Annotated in this window: 12 protein-coding genes; 2 read left to right on the top strand and 10 right to left on the bottom strand. The window is 40.6% G+C overall.

Annotation, left to right across the window (positions count from 1 at the left end; translation table 11 throughout):
- Nucleotides 1–14: 14 nt before the first annotated feature.
- Entirely contained in the window at nucleotides 15–2,387 is a 2,373-nt protein-coding gene (locus AC4IFE_RS12505; protein WP_490757515.1) for a beta-L-arabinofuranosidase domain-containing protein, read from the bottom strand.
- 505 nt (nucleotides 2,388–2,892) lie between these two features.
- On the opposite strand from AC4IFE_RS12505, the gene AC4IFE_RS12510 reads away from it, so the two are divergent.
- Both AC4IFE_RS12510 and AC4IFE_RS12515 read left to right on the top strand, forming a co-directional pair.
- The gene (locus AC4IFE_RS12510; protein ID WP_490757516.1) at nucleotides 2,893–3,579 is read left to right on the top strand and encodes an NUDIX hydrolase; all 687 of its coding nucleotides are present in this window, start codon (nucleotides 2,893–2,895) and stop codon (nucleotides 3,577–3,579) included.
- Nucleotides 3,580–4,214: 635 nt separating this feature from the next.
- Entirely contained in the window at nucleotides 4,215–5,939 is a 1,725-nt protein-coding gene (locus AC4IFE_RS12515) for an RICIN domain-containing protein (RefSeq protein ID WP_490757517.1), read from the top strand.
- 501 nt (nucleotides 5,940–6,440) lie between these two features.
- Here AC4IFE_RS12515 and AC4IFE_RS12520 read toward each other — a convergent pair.
- The 9 genes from AC4IFE_RS12520 to AC4IFE_RS12560 all read right to left on the bottom strand — a co-directional run bounded on the left by AC4IFE_RS12520 (nucleotide 6,441) and on the right by AC4IFE_RS12560 (nucleotide 23,746).
- Nucleotides 6,441–8,168 (bottom strand): sodium:solute symporter family transporter, encoded by a 1,728-nt coding sequence (locus tag AC4IFE_RS12520; RefSeq protein WP_490757518.1) that lies wholly within the window; start codon nucleotides 8,166–8,168, stop codon nucleotides 6,441–6,443.
- Nucleotides 8,169–8,171: 3 nt separating this feature from the next.
- The gene (locus AC4IFE_RS12525; protein ID WP_490757519.1) at nucleotides 8,172–9,329 is read right to left on the bottom strand and encodes an aldose epimerase family protein; all 1,158 of its coding nucleotides are present in this window, start codon (nucleotides 9,327–9,329) and stop codon (nucleotides 8,172–8,174) included.
- A gap of 27 nt (nucleotides 9,330–9,356) precedes the next feature.
- Nucleotides 9,357–10,853 (bottom strand): L-arabinose isomerase, encoded by a 1,497-nt coding sequence (gene araA / locus AC4IFE_RS12530; RefSeq protein ID WP_490757520.1) that lies wholly within the window; start codon nucleotides 10,851–10,853, stop codon nucleotides 9,357–9,359.
- Between the two features lie 39 nt (nucleotides 10,854–10,892).
- Nucleotides 10,893–11,603: an L-ribulose-5-phosphate 4-epimerase gene (locus tag AC4IFE_RS12535; protein WP_490757521.1), complete on the bottom strand. Its 711-nt coding sequence runs from the start codon at nucleotides 11,601–11,603 to the stop codon at nucleotides 10,893–10,895.
- Between the two features lie 33 nt (nucleotides 11,604–11,636).
- Nucleotides 11,637–13,337, bottom strand: coding sequence for a ribulokinase (locus AC4IFE_RS12540; RefSeq protein ID WP_490757522.1), 1,701 nt, complete (start codon nucleotides 13,335–13,337; stop codon nucleotides 11,637–11,639).
- 128 nt (nucleotides 13,338–13,465) lie between these two features.
- Nucleotides 13,466–15,457, bottom strand: a complete 1,992-nt coding sequence (locus tag AC4IFE_RS12545) for an alpha-L-arabinofuranosidase C-terminal domain-containing protein (RefSeq protein ID WP_490757523.1) — start codon at nucleotides 15,455–15,457, stop codon at nucleotides 13,466–13,468.
- 66 nt (nucleotides 15,458–15,523) lie between these two features.
- Complete coding sequence (locus AC4IFE_RS12550) at nucleotides 15,524–18,157, bottom strand: glycoside hydrolase family 3 C-terminal domain-containing protein (RefSeq protein ID WP_490757524.1); 2,634 nt, start codon at nucleotides 18,155–18,157, stop codon at nucleotides 15,524–15,526.
- Between the two features lie 202 nt (nucleotides 18,158–18,359).
- A complete protein-coding gene (locus AC4IFE_RS12555; protein WP_490757525.1) occupies nucleotides 18,360–21,098 on the bottom strand; it encodes a T9SS type A sorting domain-containing protein in 2,739 nt (912 codons plus the stop codon).
- A 125-nt stretch (nucleotides 21,099–21,223) separates the two neighbouring features.
- Complete coding sequence (locus tag AC4IFE_RS12560; RefSeq protein WP_490757526.1) at nucleotides 21,224–23,746, bottom strand: glycosyl hydrolase 115 family protein; 2,523 nt, start codon at nucleotides 23,744–23,746, stop codon at nucleotides 21,224–21,226.
- Between the last annotated feature and the right edge of the window lie 73 nt (nucleotides 23,747–23,819).

The following is a 23,819-nucleotide window of genomic DNA, read 5'->3' on the forward strand; positions in this document are numbered from 1 at the left end:
TTTTGTTTCAGTATTTATTTCTTTTCGTAATTTCCTGTCAGTAAACGGACTTCAATGACTTTAGCGGTCATTCGTTTTTCCTCTGCCAGGAATTTTACAGTAAGATTTTCTTTATTCTTCTCTGAATCCGGTATCGGAACGACAAGATATTGAGGTGAGCTTCCGGATTTTCCTTCCAGATTTTGAGCCATGACTTTTTTACCGTTGATCTCAATATTCAACGTACGACTTGTATTGGCATCAAAATAAAGCAGATAAAGGTATGAAGCATTTTTCCCGTTATTTTTCATCTGGTAGCTGAACCAGTCTTTGGCATCACGGAAATGGCGGTCTTCCATATACCCTGTGCCTGAGTCTTTGCTTTCTATAAAATGATCTGATTCCGGCTGCTGCTCTCCCAGCTGGATCTTATCTGCGGTGATTATATCCAGTTTTCTGGTTTCCGATTCCTCTTTTGCTCTCTGCTTCAATGTATTTTCTATTCCGTTTTTATCAGCCTGCGGCCAGTACAGGATATATCTTTTTGCCTGAATACTGTAAAACGGCACAAGACGTAAGCCTTCTTTAAATTTTTCAGACGGGTAAAGTCCTGTAAGGGTAAAATTCAGATTTTCATGATCCGGTTCAACATGATTGACAACCTCGGAAGGATTTCCAAGGATAACGGGAATTTCGTTTAAAGGGATCTGCGGACCGTGAGCAATATGGCCGCCTCTGCTGTCATCAGCAAGAAGTCCCTGCTGGTTTTCGGTTCCGTATTCTGCGGCAAGCACTACAGGTCCGTATTTGAATGCATAATAATTGGAGTGGTCAGGTAATTGTTCTGCGGAAAGATGCATGGGTAAAGCCATTTTCACAACATCTCCTTTTTTCCATTTTTTAGTCAGTGTAAAATAGCCGTCGGAACCACGTTGTACTTTCTCCTGTTTTCCGTTGATCATAATTTTCACTTCCGAAGGAGTGGTCCATTCCGGGCATCTCAGTTTTAAATCAAATTCTGACTTTCCTGCAGCATCAAAGATCAATGTTGTTTCAGGAACTTCCGGGAAGTTATTGACCTGACGGAGCACTACTTTTTGCTGTTTCCATGTCAATGTGGAAGGGATAAACAGGTTCACATATAAATCCTTATCCGACCGGGCATAAATCATTTCTCCATATTTCGCATGATTTTCCATTCCGGAACCTACACAGCACCAGAAGCTGGTCTGAGGCTGTGAATAAACACGGTAGTGTCCGGGACGCATCGGCGTAAAATAGACGAAACCTCCCTGATCATGATTTTCCGTAGAAAGGATATGATTGTATAATGCTTTTTCGTAATAATCTATATAGTAAGATTCGGGCAGCGTTGCATAAAGTTCTTTGGTCAGCTTGAGCATATTGTAGGTATTGCAGGTTTCCGGACCTTCAATACTTTTTATCATGCTGCTGAAATCATTGACGGGGTTAAAATGTTCACTGACACTGTTTCCGCCGATGACAGATGATCTTTTCTCTGTAATATTATGCCAGAAAAAATCAGCGGCATTGCTCCATAATTTATTGTTTTCAAGATCAGCAATACGTTTGTATCCGATTACTTTAGGAATCTGCGTATTGGCATGAAGACCTGTAAGCTTATCCTCTCCTTCCAGAAGAGGATTAAGGATAGCCTGATGGGAAAAGCAGTGAGCCAGCTGCAGATATTTTTTATTTTGAGTCATCTCATAAACATCAGCAAAAACTTCATTGAGGCCTCCATGTTCACTGCGCAGCATATCCTGTATCTGTTCATCAGAAAGGCCTGAAACTTCATTCGCCATCCAATCTGTAAGCCTGATAAGCATTGCTTTTGCTTTTTCACTTTTTGCATACCAATAGGCATCGCGTAATCCTGCATACAGCTTGTGAATATTATATAAAGGTACCCACCGGTCGTTCAAACCGAAACCTGAAGCACGTATGTTTCCCTGTTTAATCTCTTTCCATATTTTTTTTCCATCCGGAATTCCTGACATATATCCATCCGGAGATGCTTTCTGGCAGCGTTCCAGTTCACTGATCATATAATCAATCCTCTGTTTTATTGCAGAATCTCCTGTGGAAGCGTACATCAGGGATAAAGCGGAAATATAGTGCCCTCCTATGTGGCCATCAAGTCCTGTATTTTCCCAATTGGGATAATTTCCTGCCTTTGATTTCAGTCCGGCTTCTTTAAGGTAAGGAGCCAGCAATCTATCCGGCTCTATAGCCATGAGATATTTCCGGTCTGCCACCATGGCTTTATTGAAAACACTCTCTGATAACCTGACAGTTTCCAAAGGAAAATAATGAATTTTCTCCTTAACCTGGGCTGAGGTAAATGAAGCAAAACACAATAAAAGAACTGAAAGTTTTGGAGTCATGGATAAATGTTAATTCAACATTTCTAAAATAATAGAAAGAATCAATATACCAAACATTTTTTGAGCCCGTGCCATCCATTTTTTCATTTAAATCCTTTATTAAAGCCCTAAAAATAACAAAAAAAGCACACCCTTATCATAAAAAATAAGATAATCAACTTACAGAAAGATAAAACCATACAATCACGCAATTCCCTATGAAAATGATTTCAGGATACGTTTTAGCAAGAATTTCAACGATATAGCAAATACCTTATCGTATTTTTAACGCTAAGCTATTTTGTTTGATTATTATTAATTCTTATTTTAGTTTTAACACAATTTTAACATTCAATTCATATGCAATTAACCTGATTTCAGTGGTATTTTCCAGTTTTGATGACTGCTTCAACTCCCAAAATATCCTTTAACCATAATTTTAATGAAATAAATGATTCAGATTAAAAAGTGTATGAATCACATTTGTATATCCATAAAAGCTTTACCTTTGTATAAAATATAAAAGATGACTGAGGATTACTCCCAATATCCCAAACACCTTGTTGCCGTTGACTGCATCATTTTCGGTTTTGACGGTGAAAATCTTAAAATCCTTTTGGTAAAAAGAAATTTTGAACCGCAGATGGGTGAATGGTCGCTCATGGGTGGTTTTATCGGTAGTGACGAGACTTCTGATGAGGCAGCCAACAGGGTTTTGTATACATTGACCGGTCTTGAGAATATTTATCTTGAGCAGTTGAAATGTTATACGGAAATTAAACGTGAACCGACAGCGAGAATCATGTCAATTTCCTATTACGCGCTGATCAATATTGAGAAAGATATTCAGATCAATGAGCAGTACAGTGCAAAATGGGTTGAACTTCAGAAAGCACCTGAACTTATTTTCGATCATAATGAAATGGTAAAAGATGCTGTGGCAAGGCTGAGAAGAAGAGCTTCAACAGGGCCTATAGGGTTTGAGCTTCTTCCCGAAAAATTCACGATGAAGGATCTTCAGAATCTTTATGAGGCTATTTTTGATGAAAAATTTGATAAGCGGAATTTCACCAGCAAAATCAACAGCATGGATATCCTTGTCAATACCAATAAAAAGGACATGACCTCATCCAGAAAAGGTTCTTTTCTTTACCGCTTTGACGAAAAAAAATACAACAAAAAAATCTCACAGGGATTTATGTTTAAAATCTAACTGGTATAATCGGTTAAATTTCACAAAAAAGTTTCAGAAAATTAGCAATTCAGAATTGGAAAAACCTCCGAATACACCCTATTAACACTATTAAAAATCTCACTGATCTGAGATTTTTTTTGTGTTATTATAGAAAAATTTCACACAGGATCATAGTCATTCCACCTTTTTTTAAAAAAATCATAATAAAAATTTATGATAAGGTTTTTTATTTTCCCTACCACAAAAAGTATTATAACTATTCGGGTAATTAGTCTATTTATGATATCCAATTTTATGTTAAATTTTAATAAAATATTAATTTATATTTAAAAATATGTTTATTTTTATGCAAAACTAATAACCGTATTTAACTGAAAACCGAATTTTCACAAACTTCATACTTACATCCGTAAGAACCTCAAATGAATAAGAAGATTCCATTGTCCTCCCCAAACTAATGTTAAAGAATAGGTAAAGAAAGCCGGGAGACAAACAGGCAGTTGGTTTAATAGAAAATCGTAACATCAGGCCTCATTCAGATCCACCGTTGACAAAATCAAGAAGTTCACTTATCTGTCCAATATTTTTGTGCGGGATGGGAACCAGGATATTGGCGGCTAAAAAATTAAGACCAAACCTTTAAATATAACAATATGAAAACAAACAAAATGTGGCTACTTCTAGCCTCTCTTCTGTTAATCATCCTTTCAAGCTGCTCCCGGATGGAAGAAAAGTTTTTACAAGAAGAATCTGAACAAAACCTAAGTGCCAACGCCAGCGCAAGAGCATTGGCAGCAACACCAATGCTGCATGTTGGAGGCAGATACCTTAAAGATCCTTGCGACAATAATGTTATCTTACATGGTGTTGCTATAACTCCCAGCCCCTGGTTCAACGGCTGTCAGTATGGTGCTAATTCCGGCTACTGTACCTGGGATAATTACAATGTACAGGGTGCTCTGAACTATAATAAGGCTGTCATGAACAAGCTCAGCAGCGCTGCCGATGGCTGGTATCTCAATTACATCCGCCTTCATATTGATCCGTATTGGACCAATGATCCCGGACCGGCTATCCCTGAGAATGATATCTCAAGATTCAATTATAACCGTCTGGTTACTTATACAGATCAGGTGATAATCCCACTGATCAACCATGCCCGCAGCCTGGGAATGTATGTCATCCTACGTCCGCCAGGCGTATGTCCAAATCGTATTGCTGTGAACGATGCCTATCATAACTATCTTAAAACCGTATGGACCTTTTTGTCGCAACATCCGAGCCTAAAAAATGCTGACAATGTGATGTTCGAATTAGCTAACGAACCTGTTGAGATTCTGGGGACAAACGGCACATGGGGATCAACGGGGAACGAGCACTTTGCAGCACTTAAAAACTTCTTCCAGCCATTAGTCAACATCATTCGCAACAACGGAGCCAATAATGTTTGCTGGATTCCGGGTACAGGCTGGCAATCGCACTATCAAGGCTATGTCAACAATCAGATCACAGGTGGTAATATTGGATATGCTGTTCATATTTATCCCGGTTACTGGGGTGGTCTCAGCAACTATCAATCCTTTCAAAACGCATGGAATGTCAACGTTAAACCGGTTGCAGACATTGCACCGATCGCCATTACTGAAACCGACTGGGCACCGCAGGGATATGGTACCTTCGGCATTGGTAACACCGGTACGGCAGGCGGAAGCGGATTTGGCGCCAATTTAAAATATATTGTGAATCAATCCGGCAATGTAAGCTGGAATGTTCTTGCCTCGGATAATCTCCTCCACAAAGGCGATCCCAATGCAGGAACAGCCTACAACAACGATTGGGAAGCCTGCGCTGCCCCGGTTAAACAGTGGTTCCAGCAATATGCATCCTCCAATTATCCTGTTGGAAACTGTAATACAAACAGTAGCCTGGTCAACAATGGTATTTACGAGATCGAGTTTCAGACCGATGCCAACAAAGTGGTTGATCTGAAATCAGGAGAAGACGCCAATGGTGCAATATTAAGACCATGGACAAGGAATGGCGCTGCTGCACAGCGATGGGTTGCCATTGACGCAGGCAATGGATACTGGCGTTTTGTGTCTAAAGCTAGCGCAACAAACCGCTGCATTGACCTGGCCAGCAACAGCAATACACTGGGGACTTCAATCCGGCTCTGGCAGAACTATGGTAATGATGCACAGAGCTGGCAGGTAGTCGCTGCTTCCAATGGTTATTACAAAATCCTATCCAAGGTAGATGCCACGCGTGGCTGGGATATCCCCAACTGTACCATGGACGGCAATTCAAACTTACACCTTTGGGATTATTACGGTACATCCTGCCAATTGTTCAAGTTCAAATATATTGGGATGAACTGATATCAATAAAAAAACAGGATGCTTTTTAAGCATCCTGTTTTTTTATTATATGTGAAAAGTCAATTTTGCTTCGCAAGTCAATGGTGAATTCTGAAAATTGACAAGTGAAACGGATTCACAATTGACCATTCACTTTTCGTCATGTATTAAAAACTTCACTATACGACAAACACATTTTAATAACAAAATTATTTAAACTTTTTTAATGAAAGTCACAAAAGAAACATACAAAACTGAACACTTAAGTTGTTTTTAGGTAACAGGCTTAGTGCACAAAAGTCCACTTAAGTTTTGAAAATCTTCGATTTTCTTCTTAAGTGAACTTTTAATATAATTTGATTTTAAACTAACTTAAGTGAACTAAAGTGTTTAAAATAAATACTTAATGTTTTTTATGTGAAAAGTCAATTTTACTTCGCAAGTTAATGGTAAATTTTTTAAAAATTGACAAGTGAAACGGATTCACTATTGACCATTCACTTTTTGTCATATATTCAATTTCTACCAAAACCTCACATACAAGGCAGTCAGTAGAAGCAATGTCATCACAATCAAAACCAAAGTTCTGTTGTCCACTTTAAACATTGTTGCATCAATGGCAAAGGCTTTAGGGTTAATTTTAGGACCTGCTAGGCTGATCAGTATCATTGCGATTATGGTGATAAAAAACGACCATCCCATATTGATCAGGAAAGGAATTTCGGTAATGGTATGCACCACACCATTTTCAAGCTTTTCATAAGTAAATGCTGTATACATCCAGGTCTCTTTTCCGAAAATTTCTACGGCAAAGCTGTTGAAGAAGATTGCAAGGACAAATCCTAAAATTACTCCTACCAAAGCAGCCGTGCCAGTCGTTCTTTTCCAGAACATTCCCAAAAGGAACATGGCAAAAACTCCCGGGCTGATAAAGCCTGTATACTTCTGAATAAATGTGAATCCGCCTTCTCCTCCAATTCCCAAAACATCTGTCCAGGTAAAGGCCAATGCTGCCATCATTGCAATAATAATGACCCAGCGGCCTGTTCTCACCATCTGGATTTCGGTAGCATCTGTTTTAAGGTATTTCTTATAGATATCCAGGGTAAAAATGGTTGAGATACTGTTCACTTTTCCTGCCAGGGAAGCGACGATGGCTGCCGTCAATGCTGCAATAGCCAATCCTTTAAGGCCGGACGGTAAAAATCCTAATATGGCAGAGTATGCTCCGTCTTTCACTCCGTTGAATCCCGGAAGGTGTCCTTTGGAATATAATACATAAGCAGCGATCCCGGGAAGCATAACAATAACAGGCATGAATAGCTTCAGGAAACCTGCAAATAAAATCCCTGTTCGTGCCGTTTTCAGATCTGCTCCCAAAGCTCTCTGCGTAATATACTGATTACAACCCCAATAATTCAGGTTAACAATCCACTGACCGGCAAAATACATGGCCAGACCTGGTAACACCACATATTTCTGTACATCCAGATTCTGAGGCATTGCCAAAGTAGTCGTCGTGGTGGTCGGTTTTTCAAGAATCAGCTTAAAATGCTGCGGAGCCTCATTGATCAGGGTATTGAAACCAGCCAGAGCATTCCCGACAACTGCTCCGTTGATTCTCTGGTCCACAATCTGCAAAGCCATATAGACCGTTGCAAATCCGCCGATAATAAGGACTGCGACCTGTATAACATCTGTATATCCTATCACTTTCATTCCTCCAAGGCCGATCAGAAGGGCCATAAGCAAAAGGGCGATCATAATACCGTGAAGATGTTCTCCTCCCAACAAAGTATCAATGGCAAGAGCGCCAAGATAGAGGATGGAAGTAAGATTCACGATAACATACAGAAACAGCCAGAACACCGCCATAATCAGTGAAACAGATTTGTTATACCTTCTCTCCAGAAACTGGGGCATGGTATAGATTTTATTTTTAAGATAGATCGGTATAAACCATACTGCAATGATGATCAGTGCAACGGCAGCAATCCATTCGTAAGCGGCAACAGCAATTCCGACAAAGAAACCTTCACCGCTCATCCCAATAAACTGCTCAGCAGAAATATTAGAGGCTATTAAGCTGGCTCCGATCGCCCACCAGGTCAAAGATCCTTCCGCCAGGAAATAATCCTTGCTTCCTGTAGATTCAGATTTTTTCTTTTTATAGATCCATAATCCGTAGGAAGCGACCACTACAAAATAGATCAGAAATATGATGATATCAATAGTTGCTAATTTTCCCATAGTTTAGTTTTTAACGGAGAATTTATAGATGGTTTTAGACTGGTATTTCTGTCCGGGCTTCAGTTCTGTGGAAGGAAAAGAAGCCTGATTCGGTGAATCCGGGAAATGCTGGGTCTCCAGGCAGAATCCTGTTCTGAATTCATTCTTGCCACCAGTTTTGGTATCAAACTTTCCGTCAAGAAAATTTCCGGAATAAAACTGCACTCCGGGTTCATCCGTGAAGACCTCCATCAGTCTTCCTGTTCCCTGATGATACACTTTGGCGATACTTCTCAGACCTTTTCCATTCAGTATCCAGTTATGGTCATATCCTTTTCCTTTTTTCAGCTGATCGTCGTCTGCATTGATATCTTTTCCGATAGGTTTTGAAACCGTAAAATCAAAAGGAGTTCCTTTTACTGCTTTCTGCTCACCGGTAGGAATCAGGGTTTCATTGACCGGAAGGAAATGATCTGCATTGATCTGCAGTTCGTGATCGGTAATCGTTTTGGTAAAGTTTCCTGAAAGGTTAAAATAAGAATGCTGGGTAAGATTCACCACGGTAGGCTTATCGGTTTCTGCCTCATAGGAAATTTCCAGTGCATTGTCGTCCGTAAGCGTGTAGAAAACGGTTGTTGTTAATTTCCCCGGATATCCTTCTTCACCGTCTGCGCTGGTATAGGTTAATTTCAACGTTGGGAACTTTGCATCTTTTACCGGTTCAATATTCCAGAATCTGGTATGAAATCCTTCTTTTCCTCCGTGAAGGCTGTTGGGGCCATCATTTTTATCAATTTCGTATGCTTTACCCTCCAGTGAGAATTTTGCATTGGCAATTCTGTTGCCATATCTTCCGATCAATGCACCGAAATAATATGGATTGCCATTGAAATACCCTTCAGGTTTTGTAAAGCCGAGTACTACATCTTCGTATTTCCCGTTTCTGTCCGGAGGTGTTAAAGAAGTGATAATTCCTCCGAAGTTGATGACCTCAACTTTCATCCCGTTTTTATTGGTCAACGTGTATTTTTTAATAGAATCGCCTTTTGACGTAACTCCATAATCTGAAGTATGAATCTGCTCCATTTTTTCTGAAATATTCTGTTTATTATTTTCTTTTTTGCAGCCGAAAATAATTAAAAATAATAAAATAAAAATGCTATTATATATTGTTATTCTCATAATTATTTACATATTTTTTAAAATTAATTAACGATAATACATTTCATTCCAACGAAGTGTATTTTTAAAATCACGCATTCTGGTATCTTCATCAATGACTAATGATTCAATCCCTGCTATTTCAGCAAAATCTTCCAGCTGCTCTGCTGAAATATTTTCACTGTAACATGTATGATGTGCCCCACCTGCCAGTATCCAGGCTTCTGCAGCCGTATATAAATCAGGAAGAGGTTTCCATAAGACTCTTGCTACCGGCAGTTTTGGCAGCTCTTCTGTAATTTCCAATGCTCTGGTTTTGTTGATCAGCAGTCTGAAATGGTTTCCAAAATCCATCAGGGCAGCATTCAGAGAATCAATATTTCCTCTGGAGTTAAAAACAAGACGAACCGGGTCTGCTTTTCCTCCGATTCCGAGCGGGTGAATCTCACATGAAGGTTTCCCGGCTGCCAGAACAGGGTCTACTTCCAACATGTGGGAACCTAAAATGGAAGGATTGGAAGGGTCTAAATGATAGGTGTAATCTTCCATAAAAGCATTTCCTCCTTCAAGGCCCTGCCCCATTGTTTTCATGGCACGTACCAATGCCGCTGTTTTCCAGTCTCCTTCTCCTGCAAATCCGTATCCTTTCTGCATCAGGCGCTGAACTGCAATTCCCGGCAGCTGTTCCAGCCCGTGAAGGTCTTCAAAGGTATCTGAAAATCCTTTAAATCCTCCATCTTTTAAAAATTTCTCAAGCCCTAATTCAATTTTTGCAGCGGTGTGGAGTGAACTTCTGTTGGCACCTCCTTCCAAAAGGGATGCTGCCATGTGATAAGAAGACTCATATTCTTCGATAAGGCTTTTTATTTCTCCTTCACTTACAGAATTGATAACTCCGACAAGATCACCAATTCCCCAGGTATTGACGGAGAAACCGAACTTTGTTTCCGCTTCCACTTTGTCACCATCTGTAACGGCTACAAATCTCATATTATCTCCGAAGCGTGCAAATTTAGCACCCTGCCAGTCGTCCCAGCCGGCAGCAACACGGCTCCAGTCACCGATCTGCTTCTGAACTCTTTCTTCTGACCAGTGTCCTACGACCACTTTTCTGCTCTTTCGGAGCCTGCTTACCATAAAACCAAATTCACGGTCCCCGTGAGCGGCCTGATTAAGGTTCATAAAGTCCATATCCATGGTAGACCACGGAATATCCCTGTTGAACTGGGTATGCAGGTGCAAAAGAGGCTTCTGTAAAATTTTTAATCCTCTGATCCACATTTTAGCGGGTGAAAAGGTGTGCATCCATGTGATCACACCTATGCAGTTTTCTGCATGATTGGCGGCTGCAATGGTTTCAAATATCTCTTCGGTAGTTTTTACCGTTGGCTTTACAATGATTTTTACCGGGATGAAAGAAGATTTTTCAAGTTCTTCCACGATTTTTTTTGAGTGGTCCGCTACCTGCGCCAGTGTTTCAAGTCCGTATAAATGCTGACTTCCTGTGATGAACCAGATTTCTTTGGTATTGAGAGGTGTTAACATAATTTTGTTGATCGTTAATAGTTGTTTATGTTGAAGTGTTTAGTGTTTCAATTCCTGCCCGTAGTAGGCATTCTTGCCGTGTTTACGTTCATAGTGTTTTTTGATGAGTGAGTCTTTCAGACGTTCTGCATCAGGATTTATCTGCCTGGTGAGATAAGCCATTTCGGCAATGGTTTCAAGCACTTTGCTGTTGTAGACTGCTTTTTCTGCATTTTTCCCCCAGGTAAAGGGCCCGTGATTTCCAATAAGAACCATTTCCACTTCTTCAGGAGAGAGTTGTTTTTCTTTAAAACAATCCAGGATCTGTATTCCCGTATTGTATTCGTAGTTTCCCTCGATCAGATCATCACGCATGGGTGGTGCGCAGGGAATATCTGTCGTGAGATGGTCTGCATGGGTGGTTCCGAAAACAGGAATGTCCATTTGCGCCTGTGCCCAAGCTACAGAATAGATAGCATGAGTGTGGGAAATCCCACCGATATTTTCCCAGTTTTTGTACAGGTAAGCATGTGTTTTTGTATCGGAAGAAGGTCTGAGCCTGCCTTCAATGACATTAGCGTCAAAGTCTAAGATCACCATATCTTCCGGCTTTAAAATGTCATAAGGGACACCACTTGGTTTAATAGCGAAAATGCCCTTCTCACGGTCTACAGCGCTTACATTCCCGAAGGTATAGACAACAAGCTTCAGCGCATCCAACTGCATGTTGGCTTCATAACATTCTCTTTGAAGTTCTTTATAAGTATTCATTTTGAGTGTAATTCAAAAGGTTAAAATGGGAGATCAGGAGTTCTGAAGTTCTTTCCTGTTATTTTTCAATCGGGTATTATGTTCTACAAAATCAGCGAGCTTCTGGTATTGCTGCATTAATTCTCTGTAGTTCTGTACTTCATCAGCTTTCGGCTGGTATTCCGCTTCAAAACCGGAGCCCATTTTCATGCTGGCTTCCTGAACGGTCGGATAAATTCCTGCTGATACGGCAGCATAAACAGCAGCCCCAAGAGCGGGAGTCTGGTCTGAAGCGGCAACAGCAATTGGCATATCCAGAACATTAGCAAGTGTCTGCATGATAAACGGTGATTTCCTTGCTACTCCTCCGATCCCGATCACTTTATTGATTTTCACACCTTCTTCTTCAAAACGGTCAACGATCTTTTTAGCTCCGAAACAAATGGCATTGACCAAAGCTTTGAAAATATGAGGCGCCTTTGTTCCCAGAGAAAGCTGGCTGATGGCTGCTTTAAGCTCCTGATCTGCATCCGGTGTTCTTCTTCCGTTTACCCAATCCAATGCAACAGGTAAGGCATCTGACAGAGGAATTTTTTCTGCTTCAAGAGTTAATTTTCTGATAAGTCCGGCTTCCATTTCTTCTGCGAGCTTTGTCTTCTGCTCGTCTGAAATACTTTCGGAATGCATCATCACCTGGTGAACGGGCCACATCAGGATATCTTTATACCAGGCCAGCACATCTCCAAAGGCAGACTGCCCTGCTTCAAGTCCTATCAGTCCTGGAATTACAGAGCCGTCGACCTGGCCGCAGATTCCTTTTACTGTTGTATCTCCGATGGTTTCTTCTGAGGCTACCATGATATCACAGGTAGAAGTTCCCATAATCCTGATCAGGGTATTTTCTTCCACTTTTGCTCCCACTGCTCCTGAATGGGCGTCGAAAGTTCCAACTGTGATAATGGTATTGGTTGTCAGTCCTGTTTTTTCAGCCCATTCTTCATTCAGGTGCCCGGCAATTTCGTCTGAGGTATAGGTTTTTTCATATAATCTTTCTCTAAGTTCTCCCAGAGAAGGATCAAGCCTGTTTAAAAATTCTACTGAGGGCAAACCTCCCCATGACTCATGCCACATGGCTTTGTGGCCTGCTGCACAACGGCTTCTTTTGAAAGTTGCCAGGTCTTTGTGATCTGATAAAAGATAGGTCAGATAATCACAGTGTTCCATCCAGGTATAAGCAGCGTTTTTTACCCCTGCATCCACTCTGCTGATGTGTAGTATTTTAGCCCAGAACCATTCTGAAGAATAAATACCTCCTTCAAACCTTGTATAATCTTCCCCACCCCAGGTTCTCGCAAGAGTATTGATTTCTTCTGCTTCCCGAATCGCGGTGTGGTCTTTCCATAAAACCATCATGGCATTCGGATTCTCTTCAAATCCGGAAACCAGTGCCAGTGCTGTTCCGTCACTTGTTACAGGAAGCGGTGAAGAGCCTGTAGTATCAATACAAATGCTAACGATCTGCTCCGGCGGTACTCCGCTTTCTCTTACTACTTCTGAAATGGTTTTTTCCAACCCTTCAATATGATCTGAGGGATGTTGTCTGAAACTGTTAGTTGAGGGATTACAAAATTTACCTTCTTTCCATCTCTGGTAATAGCTGACTGAAGAGGTGACTTCGGAGCCGTTTTCCGTATCAATAAGGACGGCCCGTACGGAATCTGTACCATAGTCCAGCCCGATAACATATTTTTTCATGGTGGTGAAACGTTTTTGATGGTTGAGATTTTAATTTCTCCTGATGAGATAAAAACAAATATAAGATTCTATTTTAAATAAATGTAAAAAACACACTTATTTTTTATAACCATATGAAATACAATGAATTAAATTGTTTTCACTTTTAAAACCACTAAAGAATTGGCAGGAATTTCCGCTGAGATTTCACCATTTTTGGCTTCGGAATTCTCTTCTTTAGGCTTCACAGGCTCAGCATCGAAACTATTTTCACTGGAAAGTTGTGGTGCAGTCAGAAATATTTTGGTTATTTTTTTACCTATTTTCAGAGTTCCGGGTTTGATATTAACCGTTTTAGCCTGAGTATCAGTATTGACTATTTTAATAATGATCTCAGTTGTTTTTGCATCCTTCACTGCTGTAGCATATAACTTTTCCTGACCGGATAAAGCCTTTCCGTTACTTTCTATTTTCAGCAAATCCGTTCCTTTATTGTTGGAAAATAATTTCTGAACATAATAGTTTGGGGTGGCGTAAGATTTCAGATTATTGAACCAGATCAGGTCAGGTGTCCACTGCCAGCCATCAGCATGGGCAAAAAGTGGTGCATAGGAAGTCATATAGACCACATCTGCATTTCTTTCAAGACCAGTCATAAAAGCGGCTTCTGAAAGGGCAGTCAGCCAGTTATTCTTATTATCAGGCTTTACCACTCCTACAGATTGAGCAGCATATTCTCCGGCAAACACTTTGGGTCCGGAACGGTCATAATGGTCATATCTGCCCGCATTTTTCATGAACCAGTCGGGAGAATTGTAATAATGCTCATCTACCATCTGCGCGTTAAGCTGCTTCAGTTCTTTCCAGCCATATTCAAAGAATTCGCCATCGGGTGACGGTCCGCTTCCGGAGATAATCTTAATATCAGGGTATTTTGAGTGAATGACTTTTTCAAACACTTTATAACGTTCAATATAATCCGCTCCCCACTGCTCATTTCCTACTCCTATAAACTTTAAATTAAAAGGCTGCGAATGCCCCATTTCAGCACGGAGTTTCCCCCATTTTGTTGTTTTGGGATCTCCGTTGGCAAATTCAATCAAGTCCAGAACATCCTGAACATAAGGATCGAGGTCTTCCATTTTTACCAATTCTGCTGTATTGAACTGGCATGCCATTCCACAGCTCAGAATAGGAACGGGTTCTGCACCCAGATCTTCGGAAAGCTGGAAATATTCAAAAAATCCTAATCCAAAAGACTGTCCGTAATCCGGTGTAAGGCGATGCGGAAATCCTGTACTCCATTTATTGATGAGATATTCACGGTCTGCCACATTTCCTACTGTTTTTTTCCACTGATACCGTTCTGCCAAAGTTCTTCCTTCTACAATACAGCCGCCCGGAAACCGTAAAAATCCCGGCTGCATATCGTATAATTTCTGAACGAGATCTTTTCGTAAGCCTCCTTTTCGGCCTTTCCAGGTATCCTGGGGAAAAAGTGAGATCATATCCATATTCACGATACCGTTTCCGGTAAATGTGATACGCAATTTTGCTTTTTCAACGGTTTGCGGTAATTTGAAAACTACTGTATATTTCTGCCATCCCTTTCCTCTTACAAGGGTAGAGGCGGAAGTGATTTCCTTTCCGTTTTCATCAACAAGGCTTGCATTGACCGCTGAAATATTTCCTGAAACATTTTCCAGATCAAAACTGAAATCATATTGCTCTCCCTGATGAAGCCCTATTCCCCTGAAACCTTCATTCTCCAGAAGATAATTTTTATCATTCTGCACGGTAATTCTCGCGTAATTTTTATTGGATTTGGAAGGATCGGAATAAATGGTCAGAAATCCGGAATCCAGGTTGGGAGAAAGCGTTTTTGTATTGGGCTGTTTCCATCCTGTGAAAGGTTCGTCAAATTCAAAACTACGGTTTTTAATCAGTTCAGCATATATTCCTCCGTCTGCTGCGAAATTGATGTCTTCAAAGAAAATCCCGTACATGGTGGGTTGTATTTTAATATTTGCAGGATTTTCTTTCAGATCCAGATTATAGGTACGGATGGTATTATTCTGAGCCGAAAAAAAAGCGGCACTGAGGGAAATCGCGATTGAAAATATTTTATTTTTTGTTGTCATAGATATCGTATTTTGAAAACTATAGCCTCTAGGCAACGGTTTCAATTCTGTTCTGGATTAATCTTGTTATTTTACTTTTAGCGGAATGCTTTTCAACCCTGCATCATCAGAAGTTCCTCCGTAAAAGATGGTATAATCGCCGGGCTTTGAAACCAGATCATCAGCTTTTTCATCATAGAAGGCAAATGATTCTTTGGAAAGTGTCAGCTGAATATTTTTTGTTTCTTTAGATGTAATCAAAGTTCTTTCAAAAGCTCTTAAAGTTTTTACCGGTGCCTGAGCATCATTATTTCTTTTGATATAGACCTGAACGACTTCTTCACCATCCTTTTCTGAAAAATTGGTTACGGGAACTGTAATCGTCACGTTTTCGTTGGTACTGATCGTATTTTTACTCAGTTTTGAGTCTCCGTAAACAAATTTTGAATAACTCAGACCGTGCCCGAACGGATAAAGAGGTTTTTCCGTCATATAGCGGTATGTTCTCCCCTGCATATCATAATTTTCAAATCCCTGGTGCTTACTTGTCTTTGAAAGGGAATTGTCCAGCTGTTCAATATTTTTGTAAAAGGTAACGGGTAATTTTCCGGAAGGATTATAATCTCCTGCCAAAACATCTGCTACAGCCGTTCCTCCTGATTGTCCGCCATACCAGGCGTTTAATAGGGCATCATAATTTTTCTCATCCTGATCCAGTCCCAGTGCACTTCCTGTACAAAGAACAAAAACAACAGGTTTTCCCGTTTTTCTGAGTTCCGCCAATAGATCCCGCTGGACTTTAGGAAGGGCAATCGAAGTTTTGTCACCTCCTTTGAAGCCTTCTGCATTCACCATCATCTCTTCACCTTCCAGACTTGGTGAAAGTCCTCCCGCAAAGACAATGACGTCTGCATTTTTTACCTTTTCTCTTACCGAAGCAAAATTAACAGGGTCTTTTCTGTAGACTTCAAAGGTGATGCTTACATATTTTCCTTTTTGTGTATGGCGCAGCTCTATCTGGTATTCTTTTCCTTTTTCCATTTTTACAGGAAACTCTGAAGGATGTCTGGCATCAGGTCCTTTTCTTGTCGCGATTTCTTTTCCGTCCACGAAAAGGGTATAGACATCAGAGGTGGAAGCAGAAAAAACGACATCTCCCGTATAAGTACTTTTGAAAACTCCTGAAATGATCGCTGAAGTATTTTCTCTTCCTACATTGGGCGCAAGCTGGGTTCCGCCAAAGCTGTTATAGCTGATTGCGGTGGAATTCACTGAAGTATTTGCCGGCTGGCCTTTGAATTCATTGTTATTGAAAAACGCTACTTTCATTCCCTTCGCACCGTTTTTCTGACTGATAAAATTCTGATAGAGTGACGTTCTGGACGAAGGATCTGCCACTTCACTTCCTTTTTCGTAAATAATTTCAGCATTCGGGAATTTGGCTTTTATTCCATCCAGAATGGTTACAATTGAAGAAGGGGTTCCGTTATAGTTTCCTAGCTGCATCAATCCGTCATCAGCATTCGGGCCTACAACTGCAATTTTTTTAATATTCCTGCTGAGAGGCAGGACATTCTTTTCATTTTTCATCAGCACCATTGATTTTTGGGCCATTTCCAGTGCCTGTTTCTTATGATCCTCTGAGTCTACCACAGAGTACGGAATTGTATTCCAGTGAACGGAAGATTTCGGATCAAGCATTCCCAGTTCAAACCAACCTTTCAGAATTCTGCGCATTGATGCATCGATATCTTTTTCGGTAATCAGTCCGCTAGCAAGAGATTTGTTCAGATTGTTATAGGTATCTCCGCATTCCAGATCTGTGGAATGTTTTAGGGCATCTGCTGCGGTTGTTTTTTCGTCAGCATGAGTACCATGGTATTTTTTCTGAAAGAAATCAGCCAGTGCCCAGCAGTCTGAGACCACCATTCCGTCATACTGCCATTTTCCGCGGAGAATTTCGGTAAGCAAAGTATTGTTTGCACAACACGGCTGGCCGTCAAAAGCATTGTAGGCACACATCACTTCTCTTACATTTCCCTCCTGAACCAATGCTTTGAAAGCAGGCAGATAGGTTTCATACAGATCCCTTTTTGAAATTTCTGCATTATAGGAATGGCGGTTCCATTCCGGTCCGCTGTGTACCGCAAAATGTTTGGCGCAGGCATGGGTCTTAAAATATCTGGGATCATTTCCCTGCAGACCTTTTACTGCTGCAACGCCCAGGACAGAGGTAAGATAAGGGTCTTCACCATAGGTTTCCTGGCCTCTTCCCCATCTCGGGTCGCGGAAAATATTGATATTGGGTGTCCAGAAGGTCAGCCCTTCGTACCGTCCTGTTTTTTGAGTTTCATCAAAAGATCTGTTGTATTTTGCCCGTGCTTCATCGGAAATCATCTCGAAAGTTTTAAAATGTTCCGGAACATCCCATGTGGCTGCCATCCCGATCGCCTGGGGGAAAACAGTAGCAGTTCCTGCTCTTGCCACCCCATGCAGCGCTTCATTCCACCATCCGTAAGCAGGAATTTCCAGGCGGGGAACTGCCTGGGAGTTATCCATCATCATTCCTATCTTTTCTTCTGTTGTCAGTAAATTAAGAAGGTTTTCTATTCTTTCACTAACCGGAAGATCCGGATTCCTGAACGGGTATTTATAATGGCTCTGAGCGAATAATAAAGGTGCAGCCAGTGTTGCATATAGGGTTAATATAAGTCTTTTCATAAATAATATGGTTTCAATAAAGTCCCAAAAACTTTGTGGCTTTTTCGGTTAATAATTTCTAACCACAGATTTCACGGATTTTCACAGATGACTGTGTCTATTTTTTATGCTTATCTGTTTCAATCTTTTATTATTAATCCATCATCAAATGGATATTAATAAAGCCGGCATAAGCTAGTCTTATGCCGGCTTTGGATTCAGTTTACTCTTTGACAAATTTTTGTTTTACCACCGCATTATTTTTATGAGTAACCTCAATAAAATAAATACCGGCCGGGAAATCTCCCACATTCATATGGTTTTTCCCTGAGTTTATTTTCAATCCGGACCTGATCACACTTCCTCTTCCATCAAAAATGATTGCAGTAGCTTCTGAAAAGTCAGAATCAATGAAAAGATCTGCTTTTACAGGATTCGGATATATTTTAACTTGCTCTATTTTTGCCTCAGCAGAAATATTTCTGGTGCTTAACGATCCGAAATTTAAGGGAAGAACATTGGCAGAATAAGTGTTTTCTTCTGTAAGATAGGCTTTGAAAGAACCTATTACAGGCTCACTTCCGGCTGTTACTTTATAGAAGCCTGTTACTCCGTTTTCTGTTTTCAAAACATAGGCACTGGCCGGAACCTTAATGCTCTGATAAACTCCATTCATCTGATTAACAGTGATCGCTTTAGGTGTGGAAACATTTCCTGAACCGTTGAAAGTAATATTCCCTGTTGCATTGATGATGACCGGGGTATTCGCAGGAATGATTCCGTTTGAAATTGCGGTACAGTTGATATTGCCTGCTCCGGGTAACATCGTATAAGCAGTAACTCCGGATGGTATATTGGCCTGAAATGGCAAGATCAGCACATCGTAGCCATTAAATGTACGGCTATAAGAAGCAGTATTCGCTGTGAAATTAAAAGGCACCTGAAAATCCATACCCTGTCCGGAAAGGACAAGATTTGAACAGGCTGTACCTGAAATCAAGTTATTGGCAGATGAACTTACATTCGAACTCACATAATAAATACTGTTGGTATTGACACTCATAGGCTGCCAGTTATTGGCAGAAGTAACCCCTGCTGCAGTTCTGAAATCTACTGAGGTATAGTAACCATTTTCCAATGCATCCATCAGATAGCTGTCACTTGCGGAATAGGTTCCTCCGAATTTAGAAGCAATTTCATTTCCCACATTGAAATAGACATCTCCGAGATTCAATGTAAGCACAGAGCTGTAGTTGGAGTTTCTCAGTCCTAAAATTCCTTTGCAGCCGTCTGTAAGAACCTGTCTTGAAATATCGAATGTGATATCAAAATTTCCTCCCTGCGGAAAATTAATCTTTCCGTAATTATAAAATTTCGTTACGCCCTGGCTGTTGATATAGTATAAGGTTGTATTGTCCGAATAGCTTTGTCCCGCCGTTGTATAGCTGTTTACATGCAGGATCAGTTTATTGTACCTGTCATTAAGCTGAAGGTATCCGTTAGCCGCTGTCATATTATTACTGATAAGAGGGCTTGGATTGGAGAACGTCACCGTTGTGTTGCTGATATTGAATCCTGTACCAAATGCTGCACTGGTGGCCGTCTGTGTTTCAATTTTATTATAATGAATATCACCGCCTGTCATCAGAGAGGCAGGTCTGTCGCCGCTTTTATTAAAAACAAAGGTCATGACACTGGAAGGGCTGATATCAGCAGCAGGCCGGAATGTTGCCGTGCTCATAGAAATGGGTGTACTGACCATATTGGATTGTGTATTGGTCAATACTTTTGTTCCTGAAGTGGTGTAAAAAGGCAGATCAACCTTTAAACTGTAAGCATTCTGAGAAGGATTGATAACCATAAGAACGACCTGATTTCCATCCTGGGAAATATAGGAAGAGCCTTGTAAAACACCCGTTTTGTCATCCCATTTCGCCTCTATTCTCGTTTTTCCTGTGGTATACTTGGCATAATGCGAAAGGATATAGCCTCTTTTGGTCATTACGCCTGCGGCAGTTCCGTAGGTTCCGTCACCCATTAAGCCATAATACCTTTTGGCAGAATAATGGATCCATGCATTGATATTTCCCAATAATGCATTGTTGACGCTGGTGACAAAAGTAAATGCATCTGTATTCCAGCTGAAATCTCGTGCCGGCTGGGTAGATGAAGAATTCCAGTTGATCAGATATTCTGTCTGCCAGATTTCTTTGTTATAATTTTGAAATTGTTTGTAGGTAGACTGGATGAGTCCATACTGATGGCCGCCATACACTTCAAAATTGGCCATTGCTGCAGGATCCAGCAAAGCACTGGCAAAATTATCCGTAAATCCAACGCTTTCCGGGGCAATCACTTTACAGTTGATGAGCTGTCCGTAATTCTTGATAAAATTGGCAATTTGTGCAGGCGTCCAGATACATCCCTGATACTGGGCCATTTCATCCGGTTCATTTTGAATGGAAATATAATCAAGCTCTACTCCATTGTTCTGAAGATAGGTAACAAAACTGTTAAGGTAAAGCGCATAATCCTGATAATTTTCCGGCTTTAAATATCCTATCTGCTGTACTCCGTTGGCATCCGTATAAACAGCATTGACATGATTGTTGGTTTTCCAGGCTGCAGGCATGGTCCACGGGCTGGCAAAAATGGTAAGTCCCATTGATTTGGCAAGCTGCGCTGTAGCCAGTACAGAACTCCAGTTGTTGCTGTTTTCGGGAATATAGAGTCTCATAATATTATATCCGCCTTCACTGGAAGCTCCCCAAAGCGTCTGAATCTCAGATGTTGTCATATGATTATAGGCAAACTGAGGACTGCAGACAAATCCCCCGAACCCTTTTATTTTCTGATAAGGAATATTCTTATCAATTTTTACGGTAGTAAGCTGTCCATATAGCATACAGCTGAAAAACAAGCATATAGAATGAATGGTAACAAGGGTTAAAAGTTTTTTCATAATGTTTTGGTTTAAATATTTGTGATTTTGAGTGTAAATAATTGAAATAAAACTGTATTTCAGATTGATGAATTAAGATTATTGCTTCATAATTAAAGTGTTGTTTGTGATGAGTATTTGGTCATTTAGTGAACCATTTCACTTTCCGGGGCGCCCAGGTAAGAAGGTTTTAAACCTCCGGTGTTGATCAGTATTTTTTCCAGGACAATTCCGGGCTCGAGCACTCTGAATCGTAAAGTATGTTTTCCTGACTGCGGCACCGAATGTTTGGTAACAGATTTAATGATATGTTCGGACTGCCATCTTCCTAATTCTCCTTTGTAATGGCCATTGAAATTCACAACCTGTGCAGGTTGATCATCAAATGAAATTTCGTACCGGAGTCCTTTATTGTGATTAAAATTTAAAGTAGGTGCTAAAAGAAGTTCAACCCCAAATTCCCCTTTGGATTCAAAGTTAATATCATATTCCAGCCAGATATTTTCCTCGCTTTTTGGATAGGCATTCTGCGGAAATATAGTCACCCCGGATTTTGTTTTTCCGAAATCAGGAATCACTTCCCAATGGATTCTGTCTGATTGATGCATTCTTGCAAAATTTTCCGCTTCTATGGACACATAACCCTCTTTCTCCTGAAATACTTTTTCTTTGGGAACCTCAGCTTCGGAAATATAGGTGACTTCGGGCATTATATTTTCTTTCCCGTCTGCCCAGCTTTTGTACCCGATTCTCATCTGATCCATCATATGTTTCCATTTCCCTCCGGCGATCACATTATTGTACTGATTGTCCAGATAGGCGTTTCTTTCAAAGCTTGCCTTCACTTTATCCGCATAGAAATTGGCTTCCGGATCTTTTTTTGCTGCCAATTCCCTGTTTTTTGCTACTGCATAGTACATTTCATACAAATTGCTGCATGCATCGATAGGATAAAGAACCAGCTGATAATAAGCATCCTGGTATTCAGCAGGAATCTGTTCTTTTAACCGTAAAGCTTCTACGGCTAATGCTCTGTAATCATTTAAAACCGTTTCAAATTCATGATAATTTTCAAGGCTGTACGTTTTGCTGTCAAGGGTTTCAGGCGTTACTCTTCTGTTGTATTTGGAATAGAGATTAATCATCCTGGCAATTTCTCCGGCGTGTTTTTCACCGAACTGCTGGGCAGCCCATTTTTCAATATATTCCAAAAGGTTTTTAGCGTTAAACTGCTTTGGATTCCAGGCCATTTCCAGAAAAAAGCTGATCGGAAACTCCATAGGTTTTAAATCTCCTACATTGACAACCCAAAGCTTATCCACCTTGTGTTCATAGGAAAGGTTCATCTGTTCCCAGACTCTCTGGATGGGACTGATATTGATCCATTTGGAGTTTCTAGGTCCGCCTACATAATCGAAGTGGTAATAGATTCCATAGCCGCCTTTATGCAAAGGTTTTGAAAGATCCGGAAGCTTCCTTACATTCCCCCAGTTATCGTCACAGAACAGCAGGATAACATCATCAGGAACCCGCATTCCTTTATCATAATAGTCCTGAACTTCTTTATACAATGCCCAGACCTGAGGTGTTTTCTCAGCTTTTTTCCCGGTAACCTCAGCAATGATCTTACGCTGGTCTTTTACGATTTTTTCCAGCAGGGAAATATTGGTTCCCTCTCCCATTGCTTCATCACCATCGCCTCGCATTCCTACTGTTACGAGCTTTTCCCAGTCTTTGCTTCTTTCGAGGCCTGATTTCCAGAATTTCTGTAAAACTTCCGCATTTTTAGCATAATCCCAGACATTCGGAAGGTTATTTTTTTTGATATACCTGTGCCAGTCGGTTTGTGCCAAAGCCATAGGCTCATGGTGGGAAGTTCCCATGACAATACCCATCTCATTCGCTAACGGTCCGCTCAGAGCGTCATCGTCATAGAATGCTTTCCCCCACATTGCTGGCCAGATATAGTTTCCTTTAAGGCGCAGGATCAGTTCAAAAACTTTCTCGTAAAATTTGCTGTTTACTCCGCCAAATGTGGCTCTGGCCCAGCCTCCGAGTGAAGGTTCCTCATCATTAAGGAAGATTCCGCGATATTCTACAGCAGGCTCTCCATCGGTATACATTCCTTTTTTGAAATATAAATTTTCTTTTACCGGAACCGGAACATCTGCCCAATAATACCATGGGGAAACGCCTATCTGCTGGGACATTTCATAAATCCCGTAGATCGTTCCTCTTTTATCACTTCCTGCAATCACAATGGCTTCAGAAACTCCCGGAAAAGGATTGCTGACATTCTGAATGATATATTTTTCTCTTTTTCCTGTTAATGCTTTTCCATCAAGCTTTTTCTGTCTGATCAAATCATCCACAACTGATTTTGTTCCGACAGTTCCGATTATAATTAAAGGAGACTGCAATCCTGAAGCCTGGTCAAGAATAACAGGCTGCTCTCCTGTCACTTTCTGAAAATCAGTCTGCAGGTTTCTCACAGCTCTCATAATCCCCTGATCTATTCCGGAATTGGTAAAAATCGAAAGATTGAGCGCTTTTTCTTTTAAAACAATATTTTCGTTTTTTTTCTCAGTGCTGATGAAGGGTTCTGTTGCAGTGATCTGTAAAGAAAACCCTAGCAATGTGACAAGAAAAAATATTTTTAAATGATTCATAATCAGTTTTTTTAAATTTTTAAAACCTTTGTATTCTTTACTCAATTCAAACCTTATAGGTTTTGAAAACCTA

The sequence above is a fragment of the Chryseobacterium sp. UF-81 genome, from assembly GCF_058245105.1.